General features: G+C 66.0%; 19 protein-coding genes. 10 read left to right on the top strand and 9 right to left on the bottom strand.

Annotated elements, in window-relative coordinates:
* The first annotated feature begins 313 nt into the window (after positions 1 to 313).
* Positions 314 to 1,528 (top strand): 5-aminolevulinate synthase, encoded by a 1,215-nt coding sequence (gene hemA, locus FJU11_RS04635; RefSeq protein ID WP_141165855.1) that lies wholly within the window; start codon positions 314 to 316, stop codon positions 1,526 to 1,528.
* Positions 1,529 to 1,662: 134 nt separating this feature from the next.
* Here hemA and FJU11_RS04630 read toward each other — a convergent pair whose 3' ends face one another.
* The 3 genes from FJU11_RS04630 to soxR all read right to left on the bottom strand — a co-directional run bounded on the left by FJU11_RS04630 (position 1,663) and on the right by soxR (position 3,209).
* Positions 1,663 to 2,244, bottom strand: a complete 582-nt coding sequence (locus FJU11_RS04630) for a glutathione S-transferase family protein (RefSeq protein WP_141165854.1) — start codon at positions 2,242 to 2,244, stop codon at positions 1,663 to 1,665.
* Positions 2,244 to 2,648: a DUF4112 domain-containing protein gene (locus tag FJU11_RS04625; RefSeq protein ID WP_235890808.1), complete on the bottom strand. Its 405-nt coding sequence runs from the start codon at positions 2,646 to 2,648 to the stop codon at positions 2,244 to 2,246. Before FJU11_RS04625 ends, FJU11_RS04630 begins: the two co-directional genes overlap by 1 nt.
* 96 nt (positions 2,649 to 2,744) lie before the next feature.
* Positions 2,745 to 3,209 carry a redox-sensitive transcriptional activator SoxR gene (gene soxR, locus FJU11_RS04620; protein ID WP_328591717.1) on the bottom strand — a complete coding sequence of 155 codons (465 nt, stop codon included), beginning with the start codon at positions 3,207 to 3,209 and terminating at the stop codon, positions 2,745 to 2,747.
* Between the two features lie 97 nt (positions 3,210 to 3,306).
* Between soxR and FJU11_RS04615 the strand changes: the two genes are divergently transcribed.
* Positions 3,307 to 4,710 carry an MFS transporter gene (locus tag FJU11_RS04615; protein WP_141165851.1) on the top strand — a complete coding sequence of 468 codons (1,404 nt, stop codon included), beginning with the start codon at positions 3,307 to 3,309 and terminating at the stop codon, positions 4,708 to 4,710.
* A gap of 11 nt (positions 4,711 to 4,721) precedes the next feature.
* On the opposite strand, the gene dxr is transcribed toward FJU11_RS04615, so the two are convergent.
* Both dxr and FJU11_RS04605 read right to left on the bottom strand, forming a co-directional pair.
* On the bottom strand, positions 4,722 to 5,885 hold the full coding sequence (gene dxr, locus FJU11_RS04610; RefSeq protein ID WP_141165850.1) for a 1-deoxy-D-xylulose-5-phosphate reductoisomerase: 1,164 nt from the start codon (positions 5,883 to 5,885) through the stop codon (positions 4,722 to 4,724).
* 159 nt (positions 5,886 to 6,044) lie between these two features.
* Positions 6,045 to 6,896 carry a TorF family putative porin gene (locus tag FJU11_RS04605; protein ID WP_141165849.1) on the bottom strand — a complete coding sequence of 284 codons (852 nt, stop codon included), beginning with the start codon at positions 6,894 to 6,896 and terminating at the stop codon, positions 6,045 to 6,047.
* A 338-nt stretch (positions 6,897 to 7,234) separates the two neighbouring features.
* On the opposite strand from FJU11_RS04605, the gene osmF reads away from it, so the two are divergent.
* Genes osmF through FJU11_RS04585 form a run of 4 tightly spaced genes read left to right on the top strand, consistent with a single transcriptional unit; the run spans position 7,235 to position 11,097 of the window.
* The gene (gene osmF / locus FJU11_RS04600) at positions 7,235 to 8,149 is read left to right on the top strand and encodes a glycine betaine ABC transporter substrate-binding protein OsmF (RefSeq protein WP_141165848.1); all 915 of its coding nucleotides are present in this window, start codon (positions 7,235 to 7,237) and stop codon (positions 8,147 to 8,149) included.
* A gap of 37 nt (positions 8,150 to 8,186) precedes the next feature.
* Positions 8,187 to 9,407, top strand: a complete 1,221-nt coding sequence (locus FJU11_RS04595; protein ID WP_141165847.1) for an ABC transporter permease — start codon at positions 8,187 to 8,189, stop codon at positions 9,405 to 9,407.
* Positions 9,404 to 10,345, top strand: coding sequence for an ABC transporter ATP-binding protein (locus tag FJU11_RS04590; RefSeq protein WP_141165846.1), 942 nt, complete (start codon positions 9,404 to 9,406; stop codon positions 10,343 to 10,345). The genes FJU11_RS04595 and FJU11_RS04590 overlap by 4 nt, the downstream gene beginning before the upstream one ends.
* Positions 10,342 to 11,097: an ABC transporter permease gene (locus FJU11_RS04585; protein ID WP_141165845.1), complete on the top strand. Its 756-nt coding sequence runs from the start codon at positions 10,342 to 10,344 to the stop codon at positions 11,095 to 11,097. The genes FJU11_RS04590 and FJU11_RS04585 overlap by 4 nt, the downstream gene beginning before the upstream one ends.
* Positions 11,098 to 11,119: 22 nt before the next feature.
* On the opposite strand, the gene FJU11_RS04580 is transcribed toward FJU11_RS04585, so the two are convergent.
* Positions 11,120 to 13,663 (bottom strand): HWE histidine kinase domain-containing protein, encoded by a 2,544-nt coding sequence (locus tag FJU11_RS04580; protein WP_141165844.1) that lies wholly within the window; start codon positions 13,661 to 13,663, stop codon positions 11,120 to 11,122.
* Positions 13,660 to 14,235 (bottom strand): biliverdin-producing heme oxygenase, encoded by a 576-nt coding sequence (locus FJU11_RS04575; protein ID WP_181408043.1) that lies wholly within the window; start codon positions 14,233 to 14,235, stop codon positions 13,660 to 13,662. Before FJU11_RS04575 ends, FJU11_RS04580 begins: the two co-directional genes overlap by 4 nt.
* Positions 14,236 to 14,510: 275 nt before the next feature.
* On the opposite strand from FJU11_RS04575, the gene ribB reads away from it, so the two are divergent.
* From ribB to FJU11_RS04555, 4 genes are all read left to right on the top strand, one after another.
* Positions 14,511 to 15,638: a 3,4-dihydroxy-2-butanone-4-phosphate synthase gene (gene ribB, locus FJU11_RS04570; protein ID WP_141165842.1), complete on the top strand. Its 1,128-nt coding sequence runs from the start codon at positions 14,511 to 14,513 to the stop codon at positions 15,636 to 15,638.
* A 133-nt stretch (positions 15,639 to 15,771) separates the two neighbouring features.
* Positions 15,772 to 16,716 carry a carbohydrate kinase family protein gene (locus tag FJU11_RS04565; RefSeq protein WP_141165841.1) on the top strand — a complete coding sequence of 315 codons (945 nt, stop codon included), beginning with the start codon at positions 15,772 to 15,774 and terminating at the stop codon, positions 16,714 to 16,716.
* Complete coding sequence (locus FJU11_RS04560; RefSeq protein WP_141165840.1) at positions 16,713 to 17,390, top strand: transaldolase family protein; 678 nt, start codon at positions 16,713 to 16,715, stop codon at positions 17,388 to 17,390. Before FJU11_RS04565 ends, FJU11_RS04560 begins: the two co-directional genes overlap by 4 nt.
* A gap of 69 nt (positions 17,391 to 17,459) precedes the next feature.
* Positions 17,460 to 18,140: a hypothetical protein gene (locus FJU11_RS04555; RefSeq protein WP_141165839.1), complete on the top strand. Its 681-nt coding sequence runs from the start codon at positions 17,460 to 17,462 to the stop codon at positions 18,138 to 18,140.
* 24 nt (positions 18,141 to 18,164) lie between these two features.
* Here FJU11_RS04555 and lysS read toward each other — a convergent pair whose 3' ends face one another.
* Positions 18,165 to 19,673, bottom strand: a complete 1,509-nt coding sequence (gene lysS / locus FJU11_RS04550) for a lysine--tRNA ligase (protein ID WP_141165838.1) — start codon at positions 19,671 to 19,673, stop codon at positions 18,165 to 18,167.
* Between the two features lie 23 nt (positions 19,674 to 19,696).
* Positions 19,697 to 21,166, bottom strand: a complete 1,470-nt coding sequence (gene gltX, locus FJU11_RS04545; protein WP_141165837.1) for a glutamate--tRNA ligase — start codon at positions 21,164 to 21,166, stop codon at positions 19,697 to 19,699.
* Positions 21,167 to 21,427: the final 261 nt, after the last annotated feature.

Below are 21,427 nucleotides of genomic sequence, written 5' to 3'. Positions count from 1 at the left end.
GCACACCACTTTCTCCACGCGAGAGAAGCTTACGTCGCATGTGACAATCGAGCTTTACGGCCGAGTGTCAAAAAAAGTAGTCACCTGCGACGTTTTTTGCCAAAATGCGGGTGTTCCAGCGCCGTTCGATGGCGTAGCTTAGAACGGCTCTAGGAAAACGCGACACATGCGTTAAATGGGGTGCAGGAACCGGATGGCGTCAAGGCACTGGGTCGGTGTCCGGACGCTCGGTCGCATGGACGGCTGTAAGGTTCGATGCAAAAAGGATGAAAGACGGCAGGATGGCCGTCGAAGCGTGCGGGGAAACGGTCTGATGGATTTCGAAGCGTATTTTCGCGGCGCGCTCGACGGGTTGCACGACGAAGGCCGCTACCGCGTCTTTGCCGATCTCGAGCGCCACTCCGGTGAATTCCCGAAGGCGACGCGCCATACGCCCGAAGGCACGCACGAGGTCACCGTCTGGTGCTCGAACGATTATCTCGGCATGGGCCAGAACGCGGCGGTGCGCACGGCCATGAAGGATGCGATCGACGCAGCGGGCGCGGGCGCGGGCGGTACGCGCAACATTTCCGGCACCAACCATTACCACGTGCTTCTAGAGCATGAGCTCGCCGATCTTCACGGCAAGGAAGCCGCACTGATCTTCACCTCGGGCTACGTCTCGAACTGGGCGGCCCTCGGTACGCTCGCCTCGAAGATCCCGGGCTGCATCGTCTTTTCCGATTCCATGAACCACGCCTCGATGATCGAGGGTATCCGTCACTCACGCGCGGAAAAGGTTCTGTGGAAGCATAACGACGTCGCCGATCTCGAAGCCAAGCTCGCCGCCGCCGATCCGGCGGCACCGAAGCTTGTCGCCTTCGAAAGCGTCTATTCGATGGACGGCGACATCGCGCCGATCTCCGACATCTGCGACGTTGCCGAAAAATACGGCGCGATGACCTATCTCGACGAAGTCCACGGCGTCGGTCTCTACGGCGCGCGCGGCGGCGGCATCGCCGAGCGGGACGGAGTGATGGATCGCCTGACGGTGATCGAAGGCACGCTCGGCAAGGCCTTCGGCGTGATGGGCGGCTACATCGCCGCTTCGACGGCGCTCTGCGACTTCGTGCGCTCCTTCGCGTCGGGCTTCATCTTCACCACCGCGCTGCCGCCGGCGCTCGCCGCGGGCGCGACGGCGTCCATCCGCCACCTTAAGGCGAGCCCCTTCGAGCGGATCCGCCATCAGGACCGGGTGAAGAAGGTGCGCGCCATGCTCGACCGGCGCGGCATTCCGCACATGGACAACCCAAGCCATATCGTGCCGGTGATGGTCGGCAACGCGGCGAAGTGCAAGTGGATCTCGGACCTGCTCCTCGACCACTACGGCATCTACGTCCAGCCGATCAATTATCCGACCGTGCCGAAGACGACGGAACGCCTTCGCATCACGCCGACGCCGTTCCATTCGGACGCCGACATCGAGCATCTGGTCGGCGCCCTTCACGATCTGTGGTCGCAATGCGCGCTGGCACGGGCGGTCGCTTAAGCAGGACCGGTCAATATTCCGATGGGCGAGACGTTCGCTCCGGTCAGGCAAGACCTTCGGGATCGACGCAACTCGGCATCTGGGCCATCTCTCATTGACGGCGACGAGTCCTAGCTTTCATCTTTCGGGAAGGCTCAACGCGGCTGGGTGGTCGATACGGATGGCCGGCCCTCGAGCTGATCGAGCCAATTTCCGAGGACTGGATGCCCGGACTGCCAGTCGGGCACAAGACGATTGAACTCCATGACGTGCAGTGCCGAAACGAGCGTCATATCACCGAAATCCAACGCCGTACCCCTCGGTGATGCAACCCGTCCATCGAGCCATTCGAGGCAGCGAAGGGTCTTGGCCCGTTCATGTTCGATCACTGCGGAAGACCGGTAATCCTCCGGACGGCGCGTTTCGCGAATCCATACGGCAAGTCCATCCAGAAAGCCGGTAAGCGTACTTTCGAAGGCGATGCGGTCCCAATCGGCTGTGGATCGATGGTCCGCATCCATGCTCTGCAGATAGGCGCAGATCGTGCGTGCCTCGCCGATCACGCGTTCTCCATCGACGAGGCACGGCACGCGCGCAGTCGGGCTGACCTTGAGAAGAGGATTGTCCGGCGCCCGGGTCACGACCTCGATCTGTTCGACCGGTGCGATCTCCCACTCGACGACTGCCATGCGTGCAATTCGTGCGTATGGCGAGTTTCGAGAATAATAAAGACGCATCACACGCTAGTTCCACCGCGTGCGGCGCGTTGCTGTTTTTCCAGATGCTCTTTCAGGAGCGCCATGTTTCGCGTGTTGGCGCGGAAGAAGACGTCGAAGACGGAGCCGGCGATCGGCACGCTGCCGACGACCGTGTCGAAGGCGACGTTGGCGGCCATGCGGGCGATCAGCGAGCCCGGTGCACCGTGGCCATGCGCGCGCCAGATCATGTAGGCCGAGATCAGGGCGGACGCGCCGTCGCCGATGCCGGGGATAAGCCCGAGTACCGCATCGCCGCCGAAGCGGAACCGCGTCCCGGGGATTCCCCAGCGCGTATCCAGAAAATGCGCGAGCTTGTCGAGCCGCTCGATTTCGCTTTCGCGTGCGCGAAAGGCCTCGTCTGCCTGCGAATGGATGTCGACCACGATATCTCCTCGCGTCCTGGACCTTGCCCTTAGATGGGAATGACTGCGGCGGAAACAATCGTTCCCGACATGCCAATGCCGTCGATCGTCGGTGCGTTAGCCCCGATCGGTGTCGGCTTCCCGTTCTTCGGAATCGAGACCGCGCAGGCGATGCGCGCCCGGTCCAAGCTCCGCCAGACGATCCTGCGGGTTCTGCAACGGGCATTCGTCGAGCGAGAGGCAGCCGCAGCCGATGCAGCCGTCGAGCCGGTCGCGCAGATCCCGAAGCAACGTGATGCGCCGGTCGAGATCCGCTCGCCAATCGCGTGCGAGCTTCGACCAGTCCACCTGGCTCATCTTTTCGCTCGCGCCATCGAGCCGGCTGGCGATCGCCGAAAGCGGAATGCCGACCAGCTGCGCCGCGCGGATCACGGCGAGCCTGCGCAGCACGGTGCGCGGATAGCGGCGCTGGTTGCCGGCGCTGCGTTCGGCGGCGATCAGCCCCTTGCGCTCGTAGAAATGCAGGGCGGAGACGCTGATGCCGCTTCGCCGGGAAACCTCGCCGACGGAAAGTTCGCGCATGACCGGTTTCATCGCTTGACCTCACCTTAGGTTGAGGTCCTATAGCCCGGGCTTCCGATCGCGCGCCAGGGGGTGCGTGACGAATGGGAGCGGCGGCATGGCTGACGGCGTATCGGCGAGCGAGGAACGCTCGTCCGGAGAAGACCTCTTCACGCGCGCCCATGCGCCGTATCTCGTCGTCGTCTTTCTTTCCGAATGGCTGATCGCATCCAATTCGCTGGTCACGGCGACGATCCTGCCCAGCGTCGGAGCCAGCTTTTCGGCCTATCAGTGGTTCGGCTGGGTCAGCGCCGCGTTCGCCGTGGGGATCGTCACCGCCGCTGCTCTTTCGGGCGTTTCGGCCGAACGGCTCGGTCTTGCGAAGGCGATGACGTTCGCTTCCGCCCTCTTCGCCGTCGGATGCATGGTTGCGGCATCCGCGAACGGGATCGGCGTCTTCATCGCGGGGCGTGCCATGCAGGGGCTCGGTGCGGGATGGCTCGGCGGCCTCGGCTACGTGGTCGCAGCGGTCTGCCTGCCGGGGCGCCACCTTTCACGCATCTTCGCGATCTCGGCCGGCATCTGGGGCATCGCGACGATTGCCGGCCCGCTCTTCGGCGGCATCTTCGCCGACGCGGGCTTCTGGCCGGGCGTCTTCGTGTTCTTCGCCGCGCAGGCCGCGGTGCTCGCGCTTCTTTCCGCATGCCTGTTCGGCACCGAGGCGGAATCGGCGGGAGCGAAATCCGAGGCCTCCATCCGGGCCCTGATCCCGGTCGTCGCCGGCATCGTCGCGATTGCGAGCGCCGGCGTCGTGGCGGGGGTCGCGGCCGCGATCGTCCTCGCGCTAAGCGGGCTCGTCGCGCTCGCCCTCGCCGTCCGGCTCGATCAGCGTGCACGAACCGGCCTGCTTCCTGCCGATCTCTCCCGGTCGCTCGCCGGTGCGGGCTACGTCGCCTACGGCGCGACGTCCGCGGCAGGGGTCGCCTTCAGCCTCTACACGCCGACCATCCTCGTCACGCAATACGGGCTGAGCGCGGTCGAAGCGGGCTATGTCGGAGTTTCGGACGCCGTCGCCTGGACGATCGCGGCCTTCGTCGTGTCACGGGCGGACGAGGCGCGTCGCACGACGATCCTCATTGCCGGAAGCGTCGCGATCGCCGTGGGGGTCATCCTTCAGGCGGTCGTGATCGGTCACGGTCCGCTCGTTGCAATCGTTCTGGCAGGGGCGGTGATGGGGGCGGGGTTCGGTTCCGCCCGTCCGGTGCTCGGCGAACGCCTGATCCGTTCGCTCGACGCTGCGAGCCGGGCACGAGGCTCCGGCGCGATCACCGTCATGCAGAGCGTGGGTACGGCGCTCGGCGCCGCCGTCGCCGGGATCGCGGCCAACGCCGGCGATTTCGAAAGTGTCGGCGACCGGGCCCTCACCTTCGCGCAAGGGTTCGGCCTCTTCGCCTCGACGTTTCCCTTCGCGCTCGTCGGCATCGTGGCGGTCGTCCGCTTTGCACGGCTGTGCCATCGATAGGGAACGAAAGGTTACCGGCCGATGCGTTCGGCGGCGCGGTCGCGCGCTTCGGCGTCGGCGGCGATCACCGCTTCCATGGTCGACGCATCGTCATGGTTCGCCATCGCGTCCATCACGTCGGCGACGATATCGGCCATGCGCAGGAAGCCGAGGCGACCCTCGACGAAGGCGCGACAAGCCGTTTCCTCCGCACCGTTGAGGATCGCGCCCTGCGGCCCGCCGCGTTCGAGCGCCGTGCGCGCCAGCGAAAGGGCCGGGAACCGGGCCTCGTCCGGCGCTTCGAAATCGAGCCGGGCGATCTTCGCGAAATCGAGCCGTTCGACGTTCAGGGCAGGGCGTTTCGGATAGGCGAGCGCGTAGCCGATCGCCGTGCGCATGTCCGGTGCGCCGAGCTGGGCCATCACCGCGCCGTCGGAATAGGCGACCATGGAATGGACGATCGATTGCGGGTGGACCACGACCTCGATCTGATCGGGCTCGACGGCGAAGAGATGCTTCGCCTCGATCATCTCGAGCGCCTTGTTGAACATCGTCGCGCTGCCGATCGAGACCTTCTCGCCCATCGACCAGTTGGGATGTGCGCGCGCGTCGGCGGGCGTCGCGGCCTTCATCTGTTCGCGGGTGAAGGTGCGGAACGGGCCGCCGGAAGCCGTCAGGATGATCCGCTCGAGCGCATGGCGCTGGTCGCGGTCGAGCGATTGGAAGATGGCGCTGTGTTCGCTGTCGACCGGGATCAGCCGGCCGCCGCCGGCCGAAACGGCGGCGACGAAGAGATCGCCGGCCGTGACGAGGCACTCCTTGTTGGCCAGGGCGATGTCTGCACCGCGCGCGGCGGCCGCGAGCGCGGGCGCAAGGCCGGCCTTGCCGACGATCGCCGCCATCACGAGGTCCGCAGGTCGTTCGGCGGCCTCGATCAAGCCGTGCGGACCGGCGGCGACGGCAATGCCTGTGCCCGCCAAGCGATCCTTCAGTTCGTCGTAGCCTGCCGGATCGGCGGTCACCGCGCATTCCGCGCCGGTCGCGATCGCCTGTTCGGCAAGCAATGCCAGGTTGGCGTGGCCCGTCAGTGCCACGACGTCGAACGCTTCGCGCCCGCCTGCCTGTCGGATGACGTCGAGGGTGTTCCGGCCGATCGATCCGGTGGACCCGAGGATGGTGATGCGCCGCTTGCTCATTGCGTCGGACTATATCGACCGAAAGCATTGCGCCGTAAAGGCCTTGCCGCGCGAGCGAACGGACCACACGATGACGGCCGGAGCCGGTCGCGCGGGTCCGTCGAAAGCCGCCGGCCAGCACCGGAAGGCCGGCAGCTTTCGGCGGACGCTGCCGGATCGCTACTGATCCTTGAACTTCTTGCGCAGCTCGCTGAGGCTCGTGGTCACGTTGATCGCGCCGACGACCGTCGGGCCGCACTGGAAGATGCCGGTGCACTTCGAATGGTCGATGTCGGTGTCGTGGTAGCTGAGCGAGAAGCTCACATTGTCGTTGAACTTGTACGAGACGCCCGCATCCCAGACGAGATGTTCGGTGGAGGTGTTGTTCGCGAACGCCTGATAGCCGAACGAACCGGAGAACGTGAAATCATGGGGGAGCGGCACGCTGAGATTGGCGCGGTAGAAATAGCCGGTGTCGTCGGCCCCGAAATAGTCCGGCCCGAGCGCGAATGTCGCGCCGACGGTCGCGAGATCCTGGATCTTGTAGGATCCGGTCGCGAAGACCTCCGGATAATCGTCCTGTGGCGCATCGAGATAGAGGTAGCTGTAGGCGGTGACGTCGACGCTGAACTGCCCGAATGTCGGGCGCCAGGCGACGTAGGGGTCGAACTCGATGTCCGGTTCCGGCGCGCCGAAATCGACGTTCGAAATAAAGAACCCGCTGTGGAAGTCGCCGTAGAAGACGTCGAGCGTTCCCTGCAGCGCCGGGTCCTGATCGGTCTGCGAGAAGCCGCGCTGGGAGACGTAGTCCGTCACCCCGGTGAACGTCGCCTTGATGTCGAACTTGTCCGGATCGTAGGCGAGAGGATCGGAGGCCTGGCCGGCCTGGTTCGCCCCTTCGGTCGTCGACTGGTTCTTCGCGTCCTGCTGGCTCTGAGCCGAAGCGGCGGAAAATGCCGTCCCCACGAGACATGCCGAAAACGCAGCGATGGCGGCTGCGCGACGAACGGTATGTGATACGATAAGCGTCATGTCGGTCCCTCTCTCGATGACGCGGCCACAGTGGCTGGCGATCACGCGCAGGTGTAGCCCGCAATCCGCCGGCAATCCGATCCGCACGGAACTGTTGCGCAATTGTCACGATCCCTCTACGCGCCGTCGGGGCTTGGAGTGGCGATGGCGATTTCAATCGAGTGCCGAAGACGGACCAAACCGAAGGGTCATGAAATGCCGGTTTTTGTCACGAAAAGCAGATAATATTCACGCTTTTAACCCATGTATGATTTTTTTCTAGACGAACGGCGTCTGCGGCCTACCATTGCCGCATGGTGCGACGGACAGACCGTCGCTGGGAGATACCGGAGAAGCGCATGTCCCTGATGAAAACCGTTCTGGCCGCCGCCGTCGCGACTGCGATTGGGCTCACTTCCGCAAGCGCGGCCGTCGTCGTCTCGTCGAAGCTCGACACCGAGGGGGCCGTGCTCGGCAACATCATCCTGAAGGTCCTGCAGGCTCACGACATCCCCACCACGAGCCGCCTGCAGCTCGGCGGCACGCCCGTGGTGCGCAAGGCGATCGTCGCCGGCGAGATCGACATCTATCCCGAATATACGGGCAATGCCGCTTTCTTCTTCAACCAGGCGGACAAGGATATCTGGAAGAACGCCGACGAGGCGTACCAGCAGGCAAAGAAGCTCGACAAGGACAAGAACGACATCGTCTGGCTGACACCCGCCCCGGCCAACAACACCTGGGGCATCGCCCTGCGCAAGGAGGTGGCCGAGAAGAACGACATCTCCACGCTTTCCGATTTCGCCAAATACGTGAAGAACGGCGGTAACGTGAAGCTTGCGGCATCTTCGGAATTCGTCAATTCGGCCGCGGCGCTGCCGGCTTTCGAAAAGGCCTACGGCTTCGATCTGGACTCCGACCAGCTCATCACGCTTTCGGGTGGCGACACCGCGGCGACGATCGCCGCCGCCGCGCGTCAGACGAACGGTGCCAACGCGGCGATGGTCTACGGCACGGACGGCGGCATCCAGCCTTCCGGCCTCGTGGTCATGAAGGACGACAAGCACGTCCAGCCGGTCTACCAGCCGACGGCGATCATCCGCGAACCGGTGCTGAAGAAGTATCCGAAGATCGCGGACTACCTGAAGCCGGTCTTCAAGAAGCTGAACCTGGAAACCCTGCAGAAGCTGAACGGTCGCGTGCAGCTCGGTGGCGAGCCGGCCGATGCCGTTGCCGCGGACTTCCTGCAGAAGAACGACCTCTTGAAGAAATAGGGCGGCCACCGTTGGTCGCCGCGAGGCACTGAAGGGCATGGCGACGATCGATGCTGATGCCGGGCCGCAGGTGACGGCCCGGCAATCCTGGTTCGCCTCACGGGTCGACAAGCTCGGCGTCGTCGTCGCACTCCTCGCGGCGATCGGCGCGCTTGTCGGGCCGTTTGTCACGTTCCGGGAAAACCGGATCGTGCTCGGCGAGGCACGTTCCATCGCGACGGCCCTGCCGGTCTGGGCGGCCGTGCTGCTCTTCGTCGTCGTCGCGCTTGCCGCACTCGTCGCGCTCCTGCGCACGCATGCCATGCTTCGCCTCGCGGCAAGCCTTGCGGCCGTGCTCGCGCTCGCGCTTCTCGTCGGCTACGCGGCCGCCTATCTGACGCCGGAGGGCAACAGCTACGCGCGCATCTCGCCGGCCTGGGGCTTCTGGCTGCTCGTCTTCGATTTCGCCATCCTGACGGCGGATTCGTTGACGCGGCTCCGCCTGCCGCCGCTCGCACGCATCGGCGTCCTCGTCCTTTCCGCCTGCGCGCTGGCGCTCGTCATCGCCTCGGGAAGCTGGGACCAGCTCTCGATCATGAAGGAATATGCGGGACGGGCCGATACCTTCTGGCAGCAGGCCGGTCAGCACGTGCTGCTCGCCTTCGGCTCGCTCGCCGCAGCCGTCGTGGCCGGCGTGCCGCTCGGCATCCTTTGCCACCGCGTTCCGCCCGTGCGAGCCTCCGTTCTCAACGTGCTCAACATCCTGCAGACCATTCCCTCGATCGCGCTCTTCGGCATCCTGATCGCGCCGCTCGGCTGGGTCGCGGCGAACGTGCCGGGCGCAGCGGCGATCGGCGTCAGCGGCATCGGCACGGCGCCGGCCTTCGTCGCGCTCTTTGCCTATTCGTTGCTGCCGGTCGTCGCCAACACCGTGGTCGGGCTTGCCGGTGTACCGCGCGCGGCCAACGACGCGGCGCGCGGCATGGGTATGACCGACGGCCAGCGGCTGATGCGCGTGGAGTTCCCGCTCGCCTTCCCGGTGATCCTGACCGGCATCCGCATCGTGCTGGTGCAGAACATCGGCCTTGCCACCATCGCAGCACTCATCGGCGGCGGCGGTTTCGGCGTCTTCGTCTTCCAGGGCATCGGCCAGACCGCGATGGATCTCGTCCTGCTCGGCGCCGTGCCGACGGTCGCGCTCGCCTTCGCGGCGGCGATCGTCCTCGACGCTCTGATCGAACTTTCCAATCGCACGGGCCGCGAAGGAGCGTCCGCATGATCGAGATCGAATCGCTGACCAAGCGCTATGCCGGTACGCCGGTCGTCGACGCCGTTTCGATGACCGTCGATCCGCACACGATCGCTGCCATTGTCGGCACCTCGGGTTCGGGCAAGACGACGCTGCTGCGTATGATCAACCGCCTCGTCGAACCGAGCGAGGGCGTGATCCGCATCGACGGCAAGGACACGCGGGAGATGCCGGCTCACGAACTGAGGCGCGGCATCGGCTACGCGATCCAGGGTCACGGCCTCTTTCCGCACCGTACCGTCGCGCAGAACATCGCCACGGTGCCTGTGCTTTCGGGCTGGGACAAGGCGCGCATCGACGCCAAGGTCGACGAACTGCTCGAACTCTACCAGCTCGACCCGCAGGCCTTCCGCGATCGCTATCCGCACGAGCTTTCCGGCGGTCAGCAACAGCGCGTCGGCGTGGCGCGCGCGCTTGCCGCCGAGCCGAACATCCTTTTGATGGACGAACCCTTCGGCGCGCTCGACCCGGTCATCCGCGCCAAGGCGCAGGACGACCTGATGACGATCCAGCAGCGCTTCGGCACGACGATCGTGCTCGTCACCCACGACATGGAGGAGGCGATCCATCTCGGCGACCGCATCGCGGTCATGGACGGGGGCAAGCTCCTGCAATACGCCGAGCCCGCCGAGATCCTCGCCAATCCGGCGACGGACTTCGTCGAGACGCTGATCGGTTCGGCGGACCGGCCCTTCCGCTATCTCTCGCTGAGCGCGCTCGAAGCCGTGGTCGAAGACGGTGCCGCCGAGGGCGAACCGCTTCCCGTCAGCGCCACACGCCGGGATGCGCTCGCCGAACTCCTGTGGTCGGGCCGCAACGCCCTTCCCGTCGTCGACGCCGCCGGTGCACCGCTCGGGCGCGTGACCCGCGAAGCCCTGCTCGAGCAGGCGGCACGGCCGGCGGCATGAAGCGCTTCCTGCCGCTGGCGATCCGGCTTGCCGTGCTCGTTCTCCTGATCGTCTTCATTACCGAGCCGAACGTCTTCGCGCCGGTCTTCAAGCCGTTGACGGAAAACAATGCCCCGCCGATCTACAATCAGGGCAGCCTGCTGACGCTTACGCTCCTGCATCTGCGCGTCGTCCTGACGGCGACGGTCGCCGCGACGATCGTCGCTGTGGGGCTGGCGATCCTGGTGACGCGTCCATCGGGTCGCGAATTCCTGCCGCTTTCGCGCAGCCTGGTGAATGTCGGCCAGACCTTTCCGCCGGTTGCGGTGCTCGCGCTCGCCGTGCCGGCGGTCGGATTCGGCCAGAAGCCGACACTGATCGCGCTCTTCCTCTACGGCTTGCTGCCGATCTTCGAAAACGCGCTCACGGCGCTGACGACGTTGCCCAACGCCGTCATGGAGGCCGCCCGCGGCAGCGGCATGACCAATTTCCAGCGGCTGCTTCGCGTCGAGCTGCCGCTTGCGTTCCCGGTCATCCTTGCCGGTATCCGGCTTTCGGTCGTCATCGGGCTCGCGACCGCCACCATCGGCTCCACGGTCGCCGCCAAGACGCTCGGCGAAGTGATCATCGCCGGCCTGCTGTCCAACAACATCGCCTTCGTCCTGCAGGGCGGCCTGATCGTCGGCGCGCTGGCCGTGCTGATCTACGACGCCCTTTCGGGCCTCGAAAGACTGGCCGCCCGCCGCATGGCCCCGAAGGAAGAGGCCGGCTGAGACGACTATTCGCCGCCGAACCCTACTTGCCGAGCAGGAGTTCGCGGATCGCGTCGTTTGAGTAGGGCTTCGAGATGCGGGGGACGTCGACGAGGGTGGCGGGGGTGCGGGCATCGTCGCCGTAGCCGCTCGCAAAGCCGATCCGTACGCCGCGGGACATCAGCGTTTCGGCGATCACGAAGCTCGTCTCGTCGCCGAGATTGACATCGAGAAGGGCGAAGTCGAACTCGCGCTGCTCGATCTCCTGCATGGCGCCGGCGACGGAGGGAACGATTACGACCTCGGTGGCGCCGAGGTCGCGGACCATGTCCTCGGCTTCCATGGCGATCAGCATGTTGTCCTCGGCGATCAGCACGCGCTGCGGAACGGCGTGCGTCGCCGGCGATGCACCGGCCTCGTCGGGCGAGGCGGGATTCTCGGTTTTGCCGGCGGCCGTCTTTTCCGCGACGGTGAAGTGTCGATTGGGGATCCAGAAGCGCGCCGATACGCCTTCGAGATCGTAGCGGATGTCGGCCTCGCCCTGCAGTTCGAAGGGCACCGAGCGCTCGATGATCGTCGAGCCGAAACCGCGTCGCGTCGGTGCCTTGACCGGCGGGCCGCCGCTTTCCGTCCAGTCGATCGCGACGCCGCCGTCCTTGAGCGTCAGCATCACCTTCGCCCGGCCGCGTTCGTCCGTCAGCGCGCCGTACTTGGCGGCGTTGGTGACCATCTCGTGCATGACGAGCGCGACGGTCGAATACGCGGTCGGTGTCAAAAGCACGTCGTCGCCGCCGACCGTTAGCCACGAGCGCCGGTCGAGCAGATAGGATTCAGCCTCGGCGGCGATGAGGCCGCTCAGCGAGGAATTCGACCAGTTGGTCTTGGTGATCTGGTTGTGCGCGCGCGCCAGGGCATGCAGACGGCTGTCGATGATCGCGGCGAACTGTTCGATCGTCAGCGACGGGTCGCGCGACTGCGAGACCAGACCGCGCACGAGACCGAGAATGTTGCGGACGCGGTGGTTGAGTTCGGCGATGAGGAGTTCCTGCGTTTCTGCAGCCCGCCGCCGTTCGAGCGCGGCTTCTTCCGCAAGACGCAGCACGACCTCGAGAAGGGTGATGCGCAGGTGGCTCGCCGCGCGCAGATCGGCGGGGAGCCAGTCTTCGCTCTTGCCGGCGACGGTCGTCTGCCAGGCCTCGAAGCTCTTGCGGGGGCTGAGGCGCGCGCCGTTCGGCCCGTATTCGATCGGCTTGTCCGGGTTGCCGCCCCACACGACCTGCTGGCGAACCTCGTCGCGGAAGAAGATGAGGTAATCGCGCGGCGTCCGCGAGATCGGAATGATGACGGCGCCGGCCGTCGATTCCTTCGTCCAGTCGATCGACCCGAAAAGCGTGCCGATCTCGGATGTCGCGACGATGTCGTTGTCCGAGCCGGTATTGACCGCCTTCGCGAGCGCCGAGACGTTGTCGGACGAAGGCGTGCTGCCGTGGCGGGTGACGACGCCCTCGTAAAGGAAGGCGAAGCCGTCGGCTCTCAGGATCTGCTCGAACTCTTCGCCACAGGAATAGAGCGCTTCTCGGGTGGGAACATGGTTCGTCACCGCCCGCGAGATCTCGTTGGAAACGCGGCGCACGGCCTCGTCGTGGATCTGCTCGTCCTTGCTCAGGCGCCGTTGCAGCGCGAGCGAAAGCATCTGGCCGAGCAGGACCGACGCGTTGCGCCGGCTGAGCGGCGGCATGTAGGGGCCGGAATAGTGGTGGCAGGCAATGAGGCCCCACAGCTTGCCGTCGATGACGATGGAGATCGACATCGAGGCGGTCACGCCCATGTTGCGCAGATATTCCAGATGGATCGGCGAGACGGAGCGGATGACGCTCGACGAAAGGTCGACGACCGGGTCGGCGACGTTCGAGGCGGCCTCGATCGTCGCGCCTTCGTCGTGGACGTCGGCGATGATGCGGATCGGATTCTTGGCGTAGAGCCGGCGTGCCTGGCTCGGAATGTCGGAAGCCGGATAGCGCAGGCCGAGAAAGGCCTCGAGGTCCGTCCCGCGCGCTTCGGCGACCACTTCGCCGCTGTCGTCCGGCAGGAAGCGATAGAACATGACGCGGTCGTGGCCGGTCGTCATGCGCACGAGGCGCACGGCGTCGTTCATCAGCCGCTTCATGCCGGTCGCGTTGGCAAAGCGGGCGGCGGCGTTGCGAACGGCGCTCAGTTCCGTCTCGGAGAACGGATCCATCGCCGGCTCGCATTCGAGCACGACCGTGTCGCCCGAACGGTGGACCGCGGCGTCGAAGCGCTGCGTCGCGCCGGGCAGCGCGAGATCGCCGATCACCTCGGGCCCGCTGTCGGGGCGCTGGTATTGCAGCCGGTTGCGGATCGTATGGACGATCTCGGGCGTAAGAAGCACGCGCGCTTCCTGGCCGAGCGCACTCTCGTCGAGGCTGGGCAGGAAGGTGCGGGCGTTCTCGGAGATATGCGAGACCCGCCATTCCTGATCGAAGCCGATGAGAAAACCGAAGGACTGGACGCGGCCGAGGAGATGGATCGGTTCGCGATCGCAGTTTTCGAGCGTGACATAGGTCATGCGGCGCCTGCCTTTTCCTCGGCGCCGCCGAGATGCGCGTAGATGGAAAAGATGTCGCGAGCGGCATCGATCGCGGTGTCGACCTCTTCGTCGGACCATTCGCCGGCGTCGATCCAGGCGAGGAAGCTCGCCCAGTCGGCGAGCGCGTCGCCGTGATCGAGGAAGCGAAAGGGCAGGTGGGGCGACGCCGCCGCCAGTTGCCGGGCGATCAGTCGGCCGCCGAGCCGCGAACCTTCCATGACGTAGGCGACACCGAGCAGGCCGCCGCGCCCCTCCGGCAACTGCAGGCGCATCGGCTGCGGCACGCCGCTTCGAAGATCGGCGAGGTCGGCGGCGAGGCCTTCCGCGCGCAGGCGCGCCGAAGCGTTCGGAATATCGGCGAAGTCCGGATGGCGGGCGAGATAGGCTTCGGCGGGCAGGACGATCCGCGCATGCTTGCGCAGGAAGGTGCGGTAGGCCGTGTCATCCCAATGCGGCGAGACGGCGAATGCCGCATCCACCGCGTCGTGCTCGGCACGCGTTTGCGCACGCAGACGCCGACGCACGTCGTGGCGGGCATGCGTGGCCTTCATGGCACCGGATCGCATCGGGTGGTTCAACAGACTGATTTTCTCTCGATTCACCATCGCCGGTACCGGAAGACGCCTTCCGGCGATGCCAATTCGTGTCCCGCCAAGATGATCGTATCCACTGTATCACGTTCATGATCAAGACAAAATGCCGATATGATGGCCGCCGCCGCTCGACGTCCGCCATCGGGCGAACCGCAAGCGGAGCGCTTTTCTTTTGCCCGTTCGCCTCTTAAAAGGCGGAGGCCGCAGGCCGTTTGACGAGAAAGGCGCTAACCATGGACGAGACCGAGCCACAGCTCGATGCGATCGAGGATGCCGTCGCGGCGATCGCGCGCGGCGAGCTCGTCGTCGTCGTCGACGATCTCGATCGCGAGAACGAAGGCGACCTCATCATGTCGGCCGCCAAGGCGACGCCGGAAAACATGGCCTTCATGATCCGCCATACGAGCGGCATCATCTGCGTGCCGCTGACGGCGAAGCGCGCGCACACGCTCAACCTGCCGCCGATGGTCGCCAACAACATCGACCCGATGCGCACGGCCTTCACCATTTCGGTCGACTACAAGGTCGGCATGACGACGGGGATCGCCGCCAACGAGCGCGCCGCCACCGCCCGCGCGCTCGCCAACGACAATTGCGGCGGCGACGACTTCATCCGGCCGGGCCACATCTTCCCGTTGATCTCGCGCGAGGGCGGCGTGCTCGTGCGCTCCGGCCACACCGAGGCCGGCACCGATCTTGCCTCGCTTGCGGGCCTTGAGCCGATCGGCGTGCTGGCGGAGATCGTCAACGACGACGGGACGGTGAAACGGCTCGCCGAACTGAAGGTCTTCGCGCGCGAGCACGGCCTGCCGATCATCTCGATCGAGGACCTGATCTCGTATCGGGTGCGGCGCGAATCCTTCGTGACCTGCGCGCGCGAGATGGCGAGCACGGTCGCGGGCCACCCCTGCACGATCCGCATCTACGAAACGCCCTTCGACGCGATCCAGCACGTCGTCGCCGTCTTCGGCGACGTGGCGGATCGGGAGAACGTACCGGTGCGCATTCACCGCGAGCAGCCGGTCGAGGACTATTTCGGCACGCTCGGCTCGGCGCGCTCCTGGGCGCAGAACGCGATCAAGCCGATCGCCGAAGCCGGCGCGGGCGTGCTGATGCTCCTGCGAACGGCGAGCGCCGACGAGTTCGACGAGCCGGGCTCGACGGGCGAGGGCGGAGAGGACGAGCATCACCAGAGCGCGCTCGTACGCCGCCGCCGCTGGCGCGAGGTGGGCGTCGGGGCGCAGATCCTGCGCGATCTGCGCATCCGCTCGATCGCCGAGATCGCCACCGGTGAGCGAACCTATGTGGGCCTCGCCGGTTTCGGCATCGCCGTGGCGAAGACCATCATCGTCGATCGCTGAGGCGGGAACGGTCCGTCGCCGGGATGCCGTGTTGCCAGCGCCGTTCTTTCGACGGCGCCGCTTCCGTGGCACGGCGAAATGTTCTAGAGCCCGATGCGAGGTGTGAAGTTGTAGTTCGAGCGGGAGGCATGCCGTGTTCGTCAGCTGTGGAGACGCGTTGTTCGATCTCTTCGCGCTGCCGCCGGAAACCAAGGGGCGGATCGCGCTGGAAGGCCATGTCGGCGGCTCGCCGCTGAACGTCGCGGTGGGGCTCGCGCGCCTCGGCAATCAGACCGGCTACCTCGCCAAGAATTCCTCCGACACCTTCGGCCAGCGCATCGCCGAATTCCTGAAGGAAAACGGGGTTTCCAGCAATCTGCTCGTTCCGACCACGCGCAACAGCACGCTCGCGCTGGTGAGCCGGAGGGCGGACGGCTCGGCCGACTACGGATTCTACATTTCCGAGACCGCCGACCGGTCGATGACGCTCGCCGAACTGCCGAAAAGTCTGCCGCGCGAGGTGACCTGCGTGCATGTCGGCTCGTACTCGACCGTCACCGACCCGACGGCCGCGAGCCTTCTGGCGCTGGTACGCCGCGAACGGGGCGGTCGCTTCGTTTCCTACGATCCGAACATCCGCCCCAGCATCGAGCCCGATCTCGATCGCTGGCGCGAGCAGTTCGGCAATTTCTCCGCGGCGGCGCACTGCATCAAGGCGAGCGACGAGGACATCGCGGCGCTCTATCCCCGCATGTCGGCGGAGAGCTTCGCGGCCGATCGCATATCGGGCGGCGCATCGCTCGTCTTCGTCACCCGCGGCCCGAAGGGGGCGATGGCGTTTTCCGCGAACGGGCGAACGGCGCAAGCCGAAGGACGCCCGGTCGAGGTCGTGGATACCGTCGGCGCCGGCGACACCTTCGCCGCAGCAATGCTGCACTGGCTCGGTTCGGCGGGCTACCTCTCCGCCGAGAATGCCGCCGATGCCGATCTCGATGCGATCCTTGCCTTTTCGATCGCAGCGGCGGCCGTCACCTGTTCGCGCCGCGGCGCGGATCTGCCGCGTCTCGACGAGATCGCCGTGCACGGGCAGGGCCGATGAGCCGCCCGCTTCGCTTCTTCATCGACAGCGCGGACGTGAAGCAATGGGCGCGCTTCGCCGACGAGGGATGGGTTCACGGCGCGACGTGCAATCCATCGATCCTGCGCAAGGCGGGGCTTACCTGTTCGCTCGAGACCATGCGACACCTCGCCGAGGAAGCAGACGGCCTCGGTTTTCACGAACTGCACCTTCAGGCATGGGGTGGCGAGCGGGAACGGTTCGTCGAAACCGGACGTGCGCTCGCGGCGCTCTCGCCGATCGTGACCGTCAAGGTGCCGGCGACGTCGGGAGGTTTCGCCGCCGCCCGCGTGCTTCGCGAGGGCAAGTGCCGGGTGACGCTGACGGCCTGTTACACGGCGCGCCAGTGCGCCGCGGCGGCAGCCCTCGGGCTTTCCTACGTGGCACCGTATTACGGGCGCATGTCCGAGGCGGGCCTCGATGCCGACGGCACGCTCGATGCGATGCGCGCGATTGCGGGCGGCGAGGGCCCGCGCATCCTCGTCGCAAGCCTCAGGGGCGCGGCGCAGGTCGACACGCTTCTCGCGCGCGGCTTCGACACGTTCACGCTTTCGCCGTCCGTCGCAGCCGAGATGGCCGGCGACGAGCGCTCCGAGGCGGCGACGCGCACCTTCGAGGACGACGCGCGCGAAGCCTCCGGGCGGGAGCCCGCTTAAGCCTTCCGTAATGGAAGCCGGGATAGCGTGCGGCCTCCGCGGATCACGCAAACCGGATGCCGGAGCGGCATGGCTGACAGCGAAGGCAAGACGCGGCGCGTGCGCCTGCCGCGAACGGTGCTCGTTTGCGCCGTCGGCGGGTTCTGCCTCGTCAGCGTCTCGGCGGCCGGCGCCTATGTCGCCGGTGCGAAGATGCCGTTCATCGGCAAGGACAGGGGCGACCTGCGCCCCGCCTGCACGCTGATCGAGCGCGTCCGCTTCCGTGCGCAGGACGGGAACGTATGGACCCGCGCCTATATCGCTATCGCGCCGTCCGACGGCCCGGCGCGCCTGCGCGCGACGCTCGATGCCGCCCGTGCAGAGGCCGCGGAACATCCCGTCGATCTCGTTCTTGTCGTCGCCGGCGACACCGAAGGGCCGAAACGGCGCATCCTCATGCGTGACACGGCCGTCGGCGCGCGCGTGGTCTACGCACCGCATCCCGATCGCATCGCGCCCGGAACGCGGCGTTTCCAGGCGCGGTACGTCGATGCGCGTCCGTCCGCCGACGGCGACTTCTACGGCAAGACGAAGGTGCCGGACGAGGATCAGCTTGTGAAGATCGTCGCGAAGGATCCCGAGCCGACGGGCTGTACCCCGACGGCTGGTGAGGCGAAAGATGCCGATGCGGCGAAGGGCGCGGGCCGTAGCGCCGCGCAGGGGCATGAACCGTCGGAGCCAGCGCCTTCCGGCCATGAAGGCGGTCACTGACGCTCCCCGGGGCGGACCCGACGATCAGGCCGATTGTGTATCGGGACGCGTCTTGCGAGCGGGGAAGAGGATGACGTCGCGGATCGAGGGCGCGTTCGTCAGGAGCATGATCAGCCGGTCGAGCCCGATGCCGAGGCCGCCGGCCGGCGGCATGCCGTGGTCCATGGCTTCGAGGAAATCCTCGTCGAGGACGCGGGCGGCCTCGCCGCGCTCCTGCGCCTGTTCCACCTGCTCGACCATGCGCCGGCGCTGCTCGACCGGGTCGTTCAGCTCGGAGAACGCGTTCCCCATTTCCCAGCCGTTGATATAGGTCTCGAAGCGTTCGACGAGGCGCGGCTCGCCCGGCACCTCCTTGGCGAAGGGGGAGATGTCCTTCGGGAAGTTGATGACGTGGGTCGGCTGGATCAGCGTCGCCTCGACCTTCTCCTCGAAGGCGAAGGCCAGGCACTCGCCCCAGCTCATGTCGTCTTCCTCCGGTTCCAGCCCCATCTCGGCGATGGCCGCGCGCGCGTCCTCGTCCGAGGTGATCGCGAGGAAGTCGACGCCGGTCGCTTCCTGCACGGCGTCGGGCATCGGCAGGCGGCGGAAGGGGGCGGCGAAGGAGATCTGCTGCTCGCCGAACGCCACGTCCGTCGTGTCGTGCAGCGTCGTCGCCAGATGGGCGAACATGCGCTCCACGAGGTCCATGATGTCCTCGTAGTCGGCATAGGCCCAGTAGCATTCGAGCATGGTGAACTCGGGATTGTGCCGCGTCGACACGCCCTCGTTGCGGAAGTTGCGGTTCACCTCGAAGACCTTGTCGGTCAGTCCGCTGACCAGCACGCGCTTGAGATAGAGTTCCGGCGCGATGCGCAGAAACATGTCCATCTTCAGCGTGTTGTGATGCGTGCGGAACGGGTCGGCCGTCGCGCCGCCGTAGATCGGCTGCAGCATCGGCGTCTCGACCTCGGTAAAGCCGTCGTCCTCCATGAAGCGGCGTACGGCCGAGACGATCTGCGAACGCTGGCGGAAGCGGGTGCGCGATTCCTCGTTGCTCATCACGTCGAGATAGCGCTTGCGGTAGCGCGTCTCGATGTCGGCGAGGCCGTGATACTTCTCCGGCATCGGCTTCAGCGTCTTCGTCAGCATGGTGATGCCGGTCGTGTTGACCGTCAGCTCGCCGCGCTTGGTGCGCCGCACCTTGCCGGTGACGCCGATAATGTCGCCGAGATCGATCATCGGCAGGAGATCGCGGACCTCTTGCGGGGCGATGTCCTTGTGCGTGAAAACCTGGATCTTGCCGGATGCATCGTGGAGATCGATGAACATGCCGGAATTACGCATCGAATAGATGCGACCGGCGACCGTGACTTCGTCGTCGGTTTCCGTTTCGGCTTCGAGATCGGCGTATTTCGCGGCCAGTTCGCCGTTCGTGATCGAGCGGTGGAAGTGCGCGGGATAGACGTCGCCCACCGTCTCGCGCAGCTTGGCGAGCTTTTGCGTGCGCACTTCGCTGGCGTCGGAGGAAAGGGTCTCGTCGGTGTTGGCGCTCATCGCGAAATCGTCCGTGTTGTTCGTTATTCTGCGGCTTCTGCGGAAACGGCGGGTTCCAGCACGGCGATCGCCGCCTTGAGGCGCTGGCGCGTGACGGCGCGGCCGAGCAACGCCATGGAATCGAAGAGCGGCAGCGAGCGCGCCGATCCCGAGACCGCGACGAAGAGCGGCGGCACGACGAGGCGCAGCTTCTTGCCCATGTCCTCTTCGGAGAGCCGGCGAAGTTCGGCCTCGATCGCTTCCGTGGTCCAGTCCGGCAACGCGTCGAGCGCCGGCTGAACGGCCTTCAGCACGTCGAGCGCATTGGCACGCGTGATCTTCTTCATGCCGTCGAAGCTTTCCGGCGTGACGCCGGCTTCGCTCTTCAACAGGAAGGAGACGAGGTCCGGCAGGTCGGAAAGCTTGCCGATGCGCGACTGCGCGAGCGCTAGGCCCTGCTTGAGCCTGTCACGTTCGCCCGCCCAGGCGAGCACGCGGTGGAGGTACTCTTCTTCCGAAAGCTTCTCGCGCAGCCAGCGCCCGTTCAGCCATTCGAGCTTCTGCAGGTCGAAGACGGCGCCACTCTTCGACAGGGTATGCGGATCGAAAGCTTCGGCGAGCCCGTCCATGTCCAACAGTTCCTCGCCCTCGTCGATCTGGATGAAGAGCAGGCCGAGGAAGTTCATCAGCGCTTCAGGCAGGAAGCCGAGCGCGGAATAGTAGGAAATGGAGGTCGGGTTCTTGCGCTTGGAAAGCTTCGATTTGTCCGCGTTGCGCATCAGCGGCAGGTGGATGAATTCCGGCACGTCCCAGCCGAGATACTCGTAGAGCAGGATGTGCTTGGGCGTCGACGACACCCATTCCTCGCCGCGCGCGACGTGAGTGATCTTCATCAAATGATCGTCGACGACGTTCGCCACGTGGTAGGTCGGCATGCCGTCGGCCTTCATGACGACCTGCATGTCGACGGACGTCCACGGGATCTCGACCTCGCCATAGACCCAGTCGGTGAAGCGGCAGGTGCCTTCGGCCGGCACCTTCATGCGCACGACCGGCGTCTCGCCGGCGGCTTCCTTCGCGCTCACCTCCTCGGCGGAAAGGCCGAGGCAATGCCCGTCGTAGCGCGGCGGCTCGTTCTTGGCGCGCTGGTCGGCGCGCATCTTTTCCAGCCGCTCGGCCGAGCAGAAGCACTTGAAGGCGTGACCCTTGTCGAGCAGCGCCTCGACGTGCTCGCCGTAGAGATGCTTGCGCTCACTCTGGCGATAGGGGCCGTAGTCGCCGCCGACGTCCGGGCCTTCCGCCCAGGTGAGGCCCGTCCACTTCAGCGCGTCGAGAACGTTGCCCTCGTATTCGCGCGTCGAGCGCGTGGCGTCCGTATCCTCGATGCGCAGGATGAAGGTGCCGCCGAGATGGCGCGCCAGCAGCCAGTTGAAGAGGGCCGTATAGGCCGTGCCGACATGCGGCTCGCCGGTCGGCGAGGGGGCGATGCGCATGCGGGGCGTCGTGTCAGCCATGATGTCCTGTCGTTTTCGGTTGCGCGGCTGCGCCGGCGGTGTCGGGCCCGAGCCGTGATTGGGCGGGCCAAGCCGCGGCTGCAGCGTTTAGAAGAATGCGTGTTGCGAGGTTTCGTGTGTGCGGTGCATAGGGCACATTCGCCTTTTTCGGTCAAGGGAAGCGGCCGAGCGCGGTCTTTGCGTGCCGGCCTGCGGCCATTCCGCGGGGCACGTCCAGCGCGAAAATTCGCTCCTTGATGCTCGTTTCCCTTGATCCGGTAT

The sequence above is a fragment of the Pararhizobium mangrovi genome (genome assembly GCF_006516965.1).
GTDB classification, from domain to species: domain Bacteria; phylum Pseudomonadota; class Alphaproteobacteria; order Rhizobiales; family Rhizobiaceae; genus Pararhizobium_B; species Pararhizobium_B mangrovi.
This window is presented reverse-complemented; position numbering and strand designations above follow the sequence as displayed.

Bases quoted from the DNA above. Each gene is read 5' to 3' on its own strand.
- hemA (WP_141165855.1), top strand. From the start codon at position 314: ATGGATTTCGAAGCGTATTTTCGCGGCGCGCTCGACGGGTTGCACGAC.
- FJU11_RS04630 (WP_141165854.1), bottom strand. From the start codon at position 2,244: ATGCGTCTTTATTATTCTCGAAACTCGCCATACGCACGAATTGCACGC.
- soxR (WP_328591717.1), bottom strand. From the start codon at position 3,209: ATGCGCGAACTTTCCGTCGGCGAGGTTTCCCGGCGAAGCGGCATCAGC.
- FJU11_RS04615 (WP_141165851.1), top strand. From the start codon at position 3,307: ATGGCTGACGGCGTATCGGCGAGCGAGGAACGCTCGTCCGGAGAAGAC.
- dxr (WP_141165850.1), bottom strand. From the start codon at position 5,885: ATGAGCAAGCGGCGCATCACCATCCTCGGGTCCACCGGATCGATCGGC.
- FJU11_RS04605 (WP_141165849.1), bottom strand. From the start codon at position 6,896: ATGACGCTTATCGTATCACATACCGTTCGTCGCGCAGCCGCCATCGCT.
- osmF (WP_141165848.1), top strand. From the start codon at position 7,235: ATGTCCCTGATGAAAACCGTTCTGGCCGCCGCCGTCGCGACTGCGATT.
- FJU11_RS04595 (WP_141165847.1), top strand. From the start codon at position 8,187: ATGGCGACGATCGATGCTGATGCCGGGCCGCAGGTGACGGCCCGGCAA.
- FJU11_RS04590 (WP_141165846.1), top strand. From the start codon at position 9,404: ATGATCGAGATCGAATCGCTGACCAAGCGCTATGCCGGTACGCCGGTC.
- FJU11_RS04585 (WP_141165845.1), top strand. From the start codon at position 10,342: ATGAAGCGCTTCCTGCCGCTGGCGATCCGGCTTGCCGTGCTCGTTCTC.
- FJU11_RS04580 (WP_141165844.1), bottom strand. From the start codon at position 13,663: ATGACCTATGTCACGCTCGAAAACTGCGATCGCGAACCGATCCATCTC.
- FJU11_RS04575 (WP_181408043.1), bottom strand. From the start codon at position 14,235: ATGAAGGCCACGCATGCCCGCCACGACGTGCGTCGGCGTCTGCGTGCG.
- ribB (WP_141165842.1), top strand. From the start codon at position 14,511: ATGGACGAGACCGAGCCACAGCTCGATGCGATCGAGGATGCCGTCGCG.
- FJU11_RS04560 (WP_141165840.1), top strand. From the start codon at position 16,713: ATGAGCCGCCCGCTTCGCTTCTTCATCGACAGCGCGGACGTGAAGCAA.
- FJU11_RS04555 (WP_141165839.1), top strand. From the start codon at position 17,460: ATGGCTGACAGCGAAGGCAAGACGCGGCGCGTGCGCCTGCCGCGAACG.
- lysS (WP_141165838.1), bottom strand. From the start codon at position 19,673: ATGAGCGCCAACACCGACGAGACCCTTTCCTCCGACGCCAGCGAAGTG.
- gltX (WP_141165837.1), bottom strand. From the start codon at position 21,166: ATGGCTGACACGACGCCCCGCATGCGCATCGCCCCCTCGCCGACCGGC.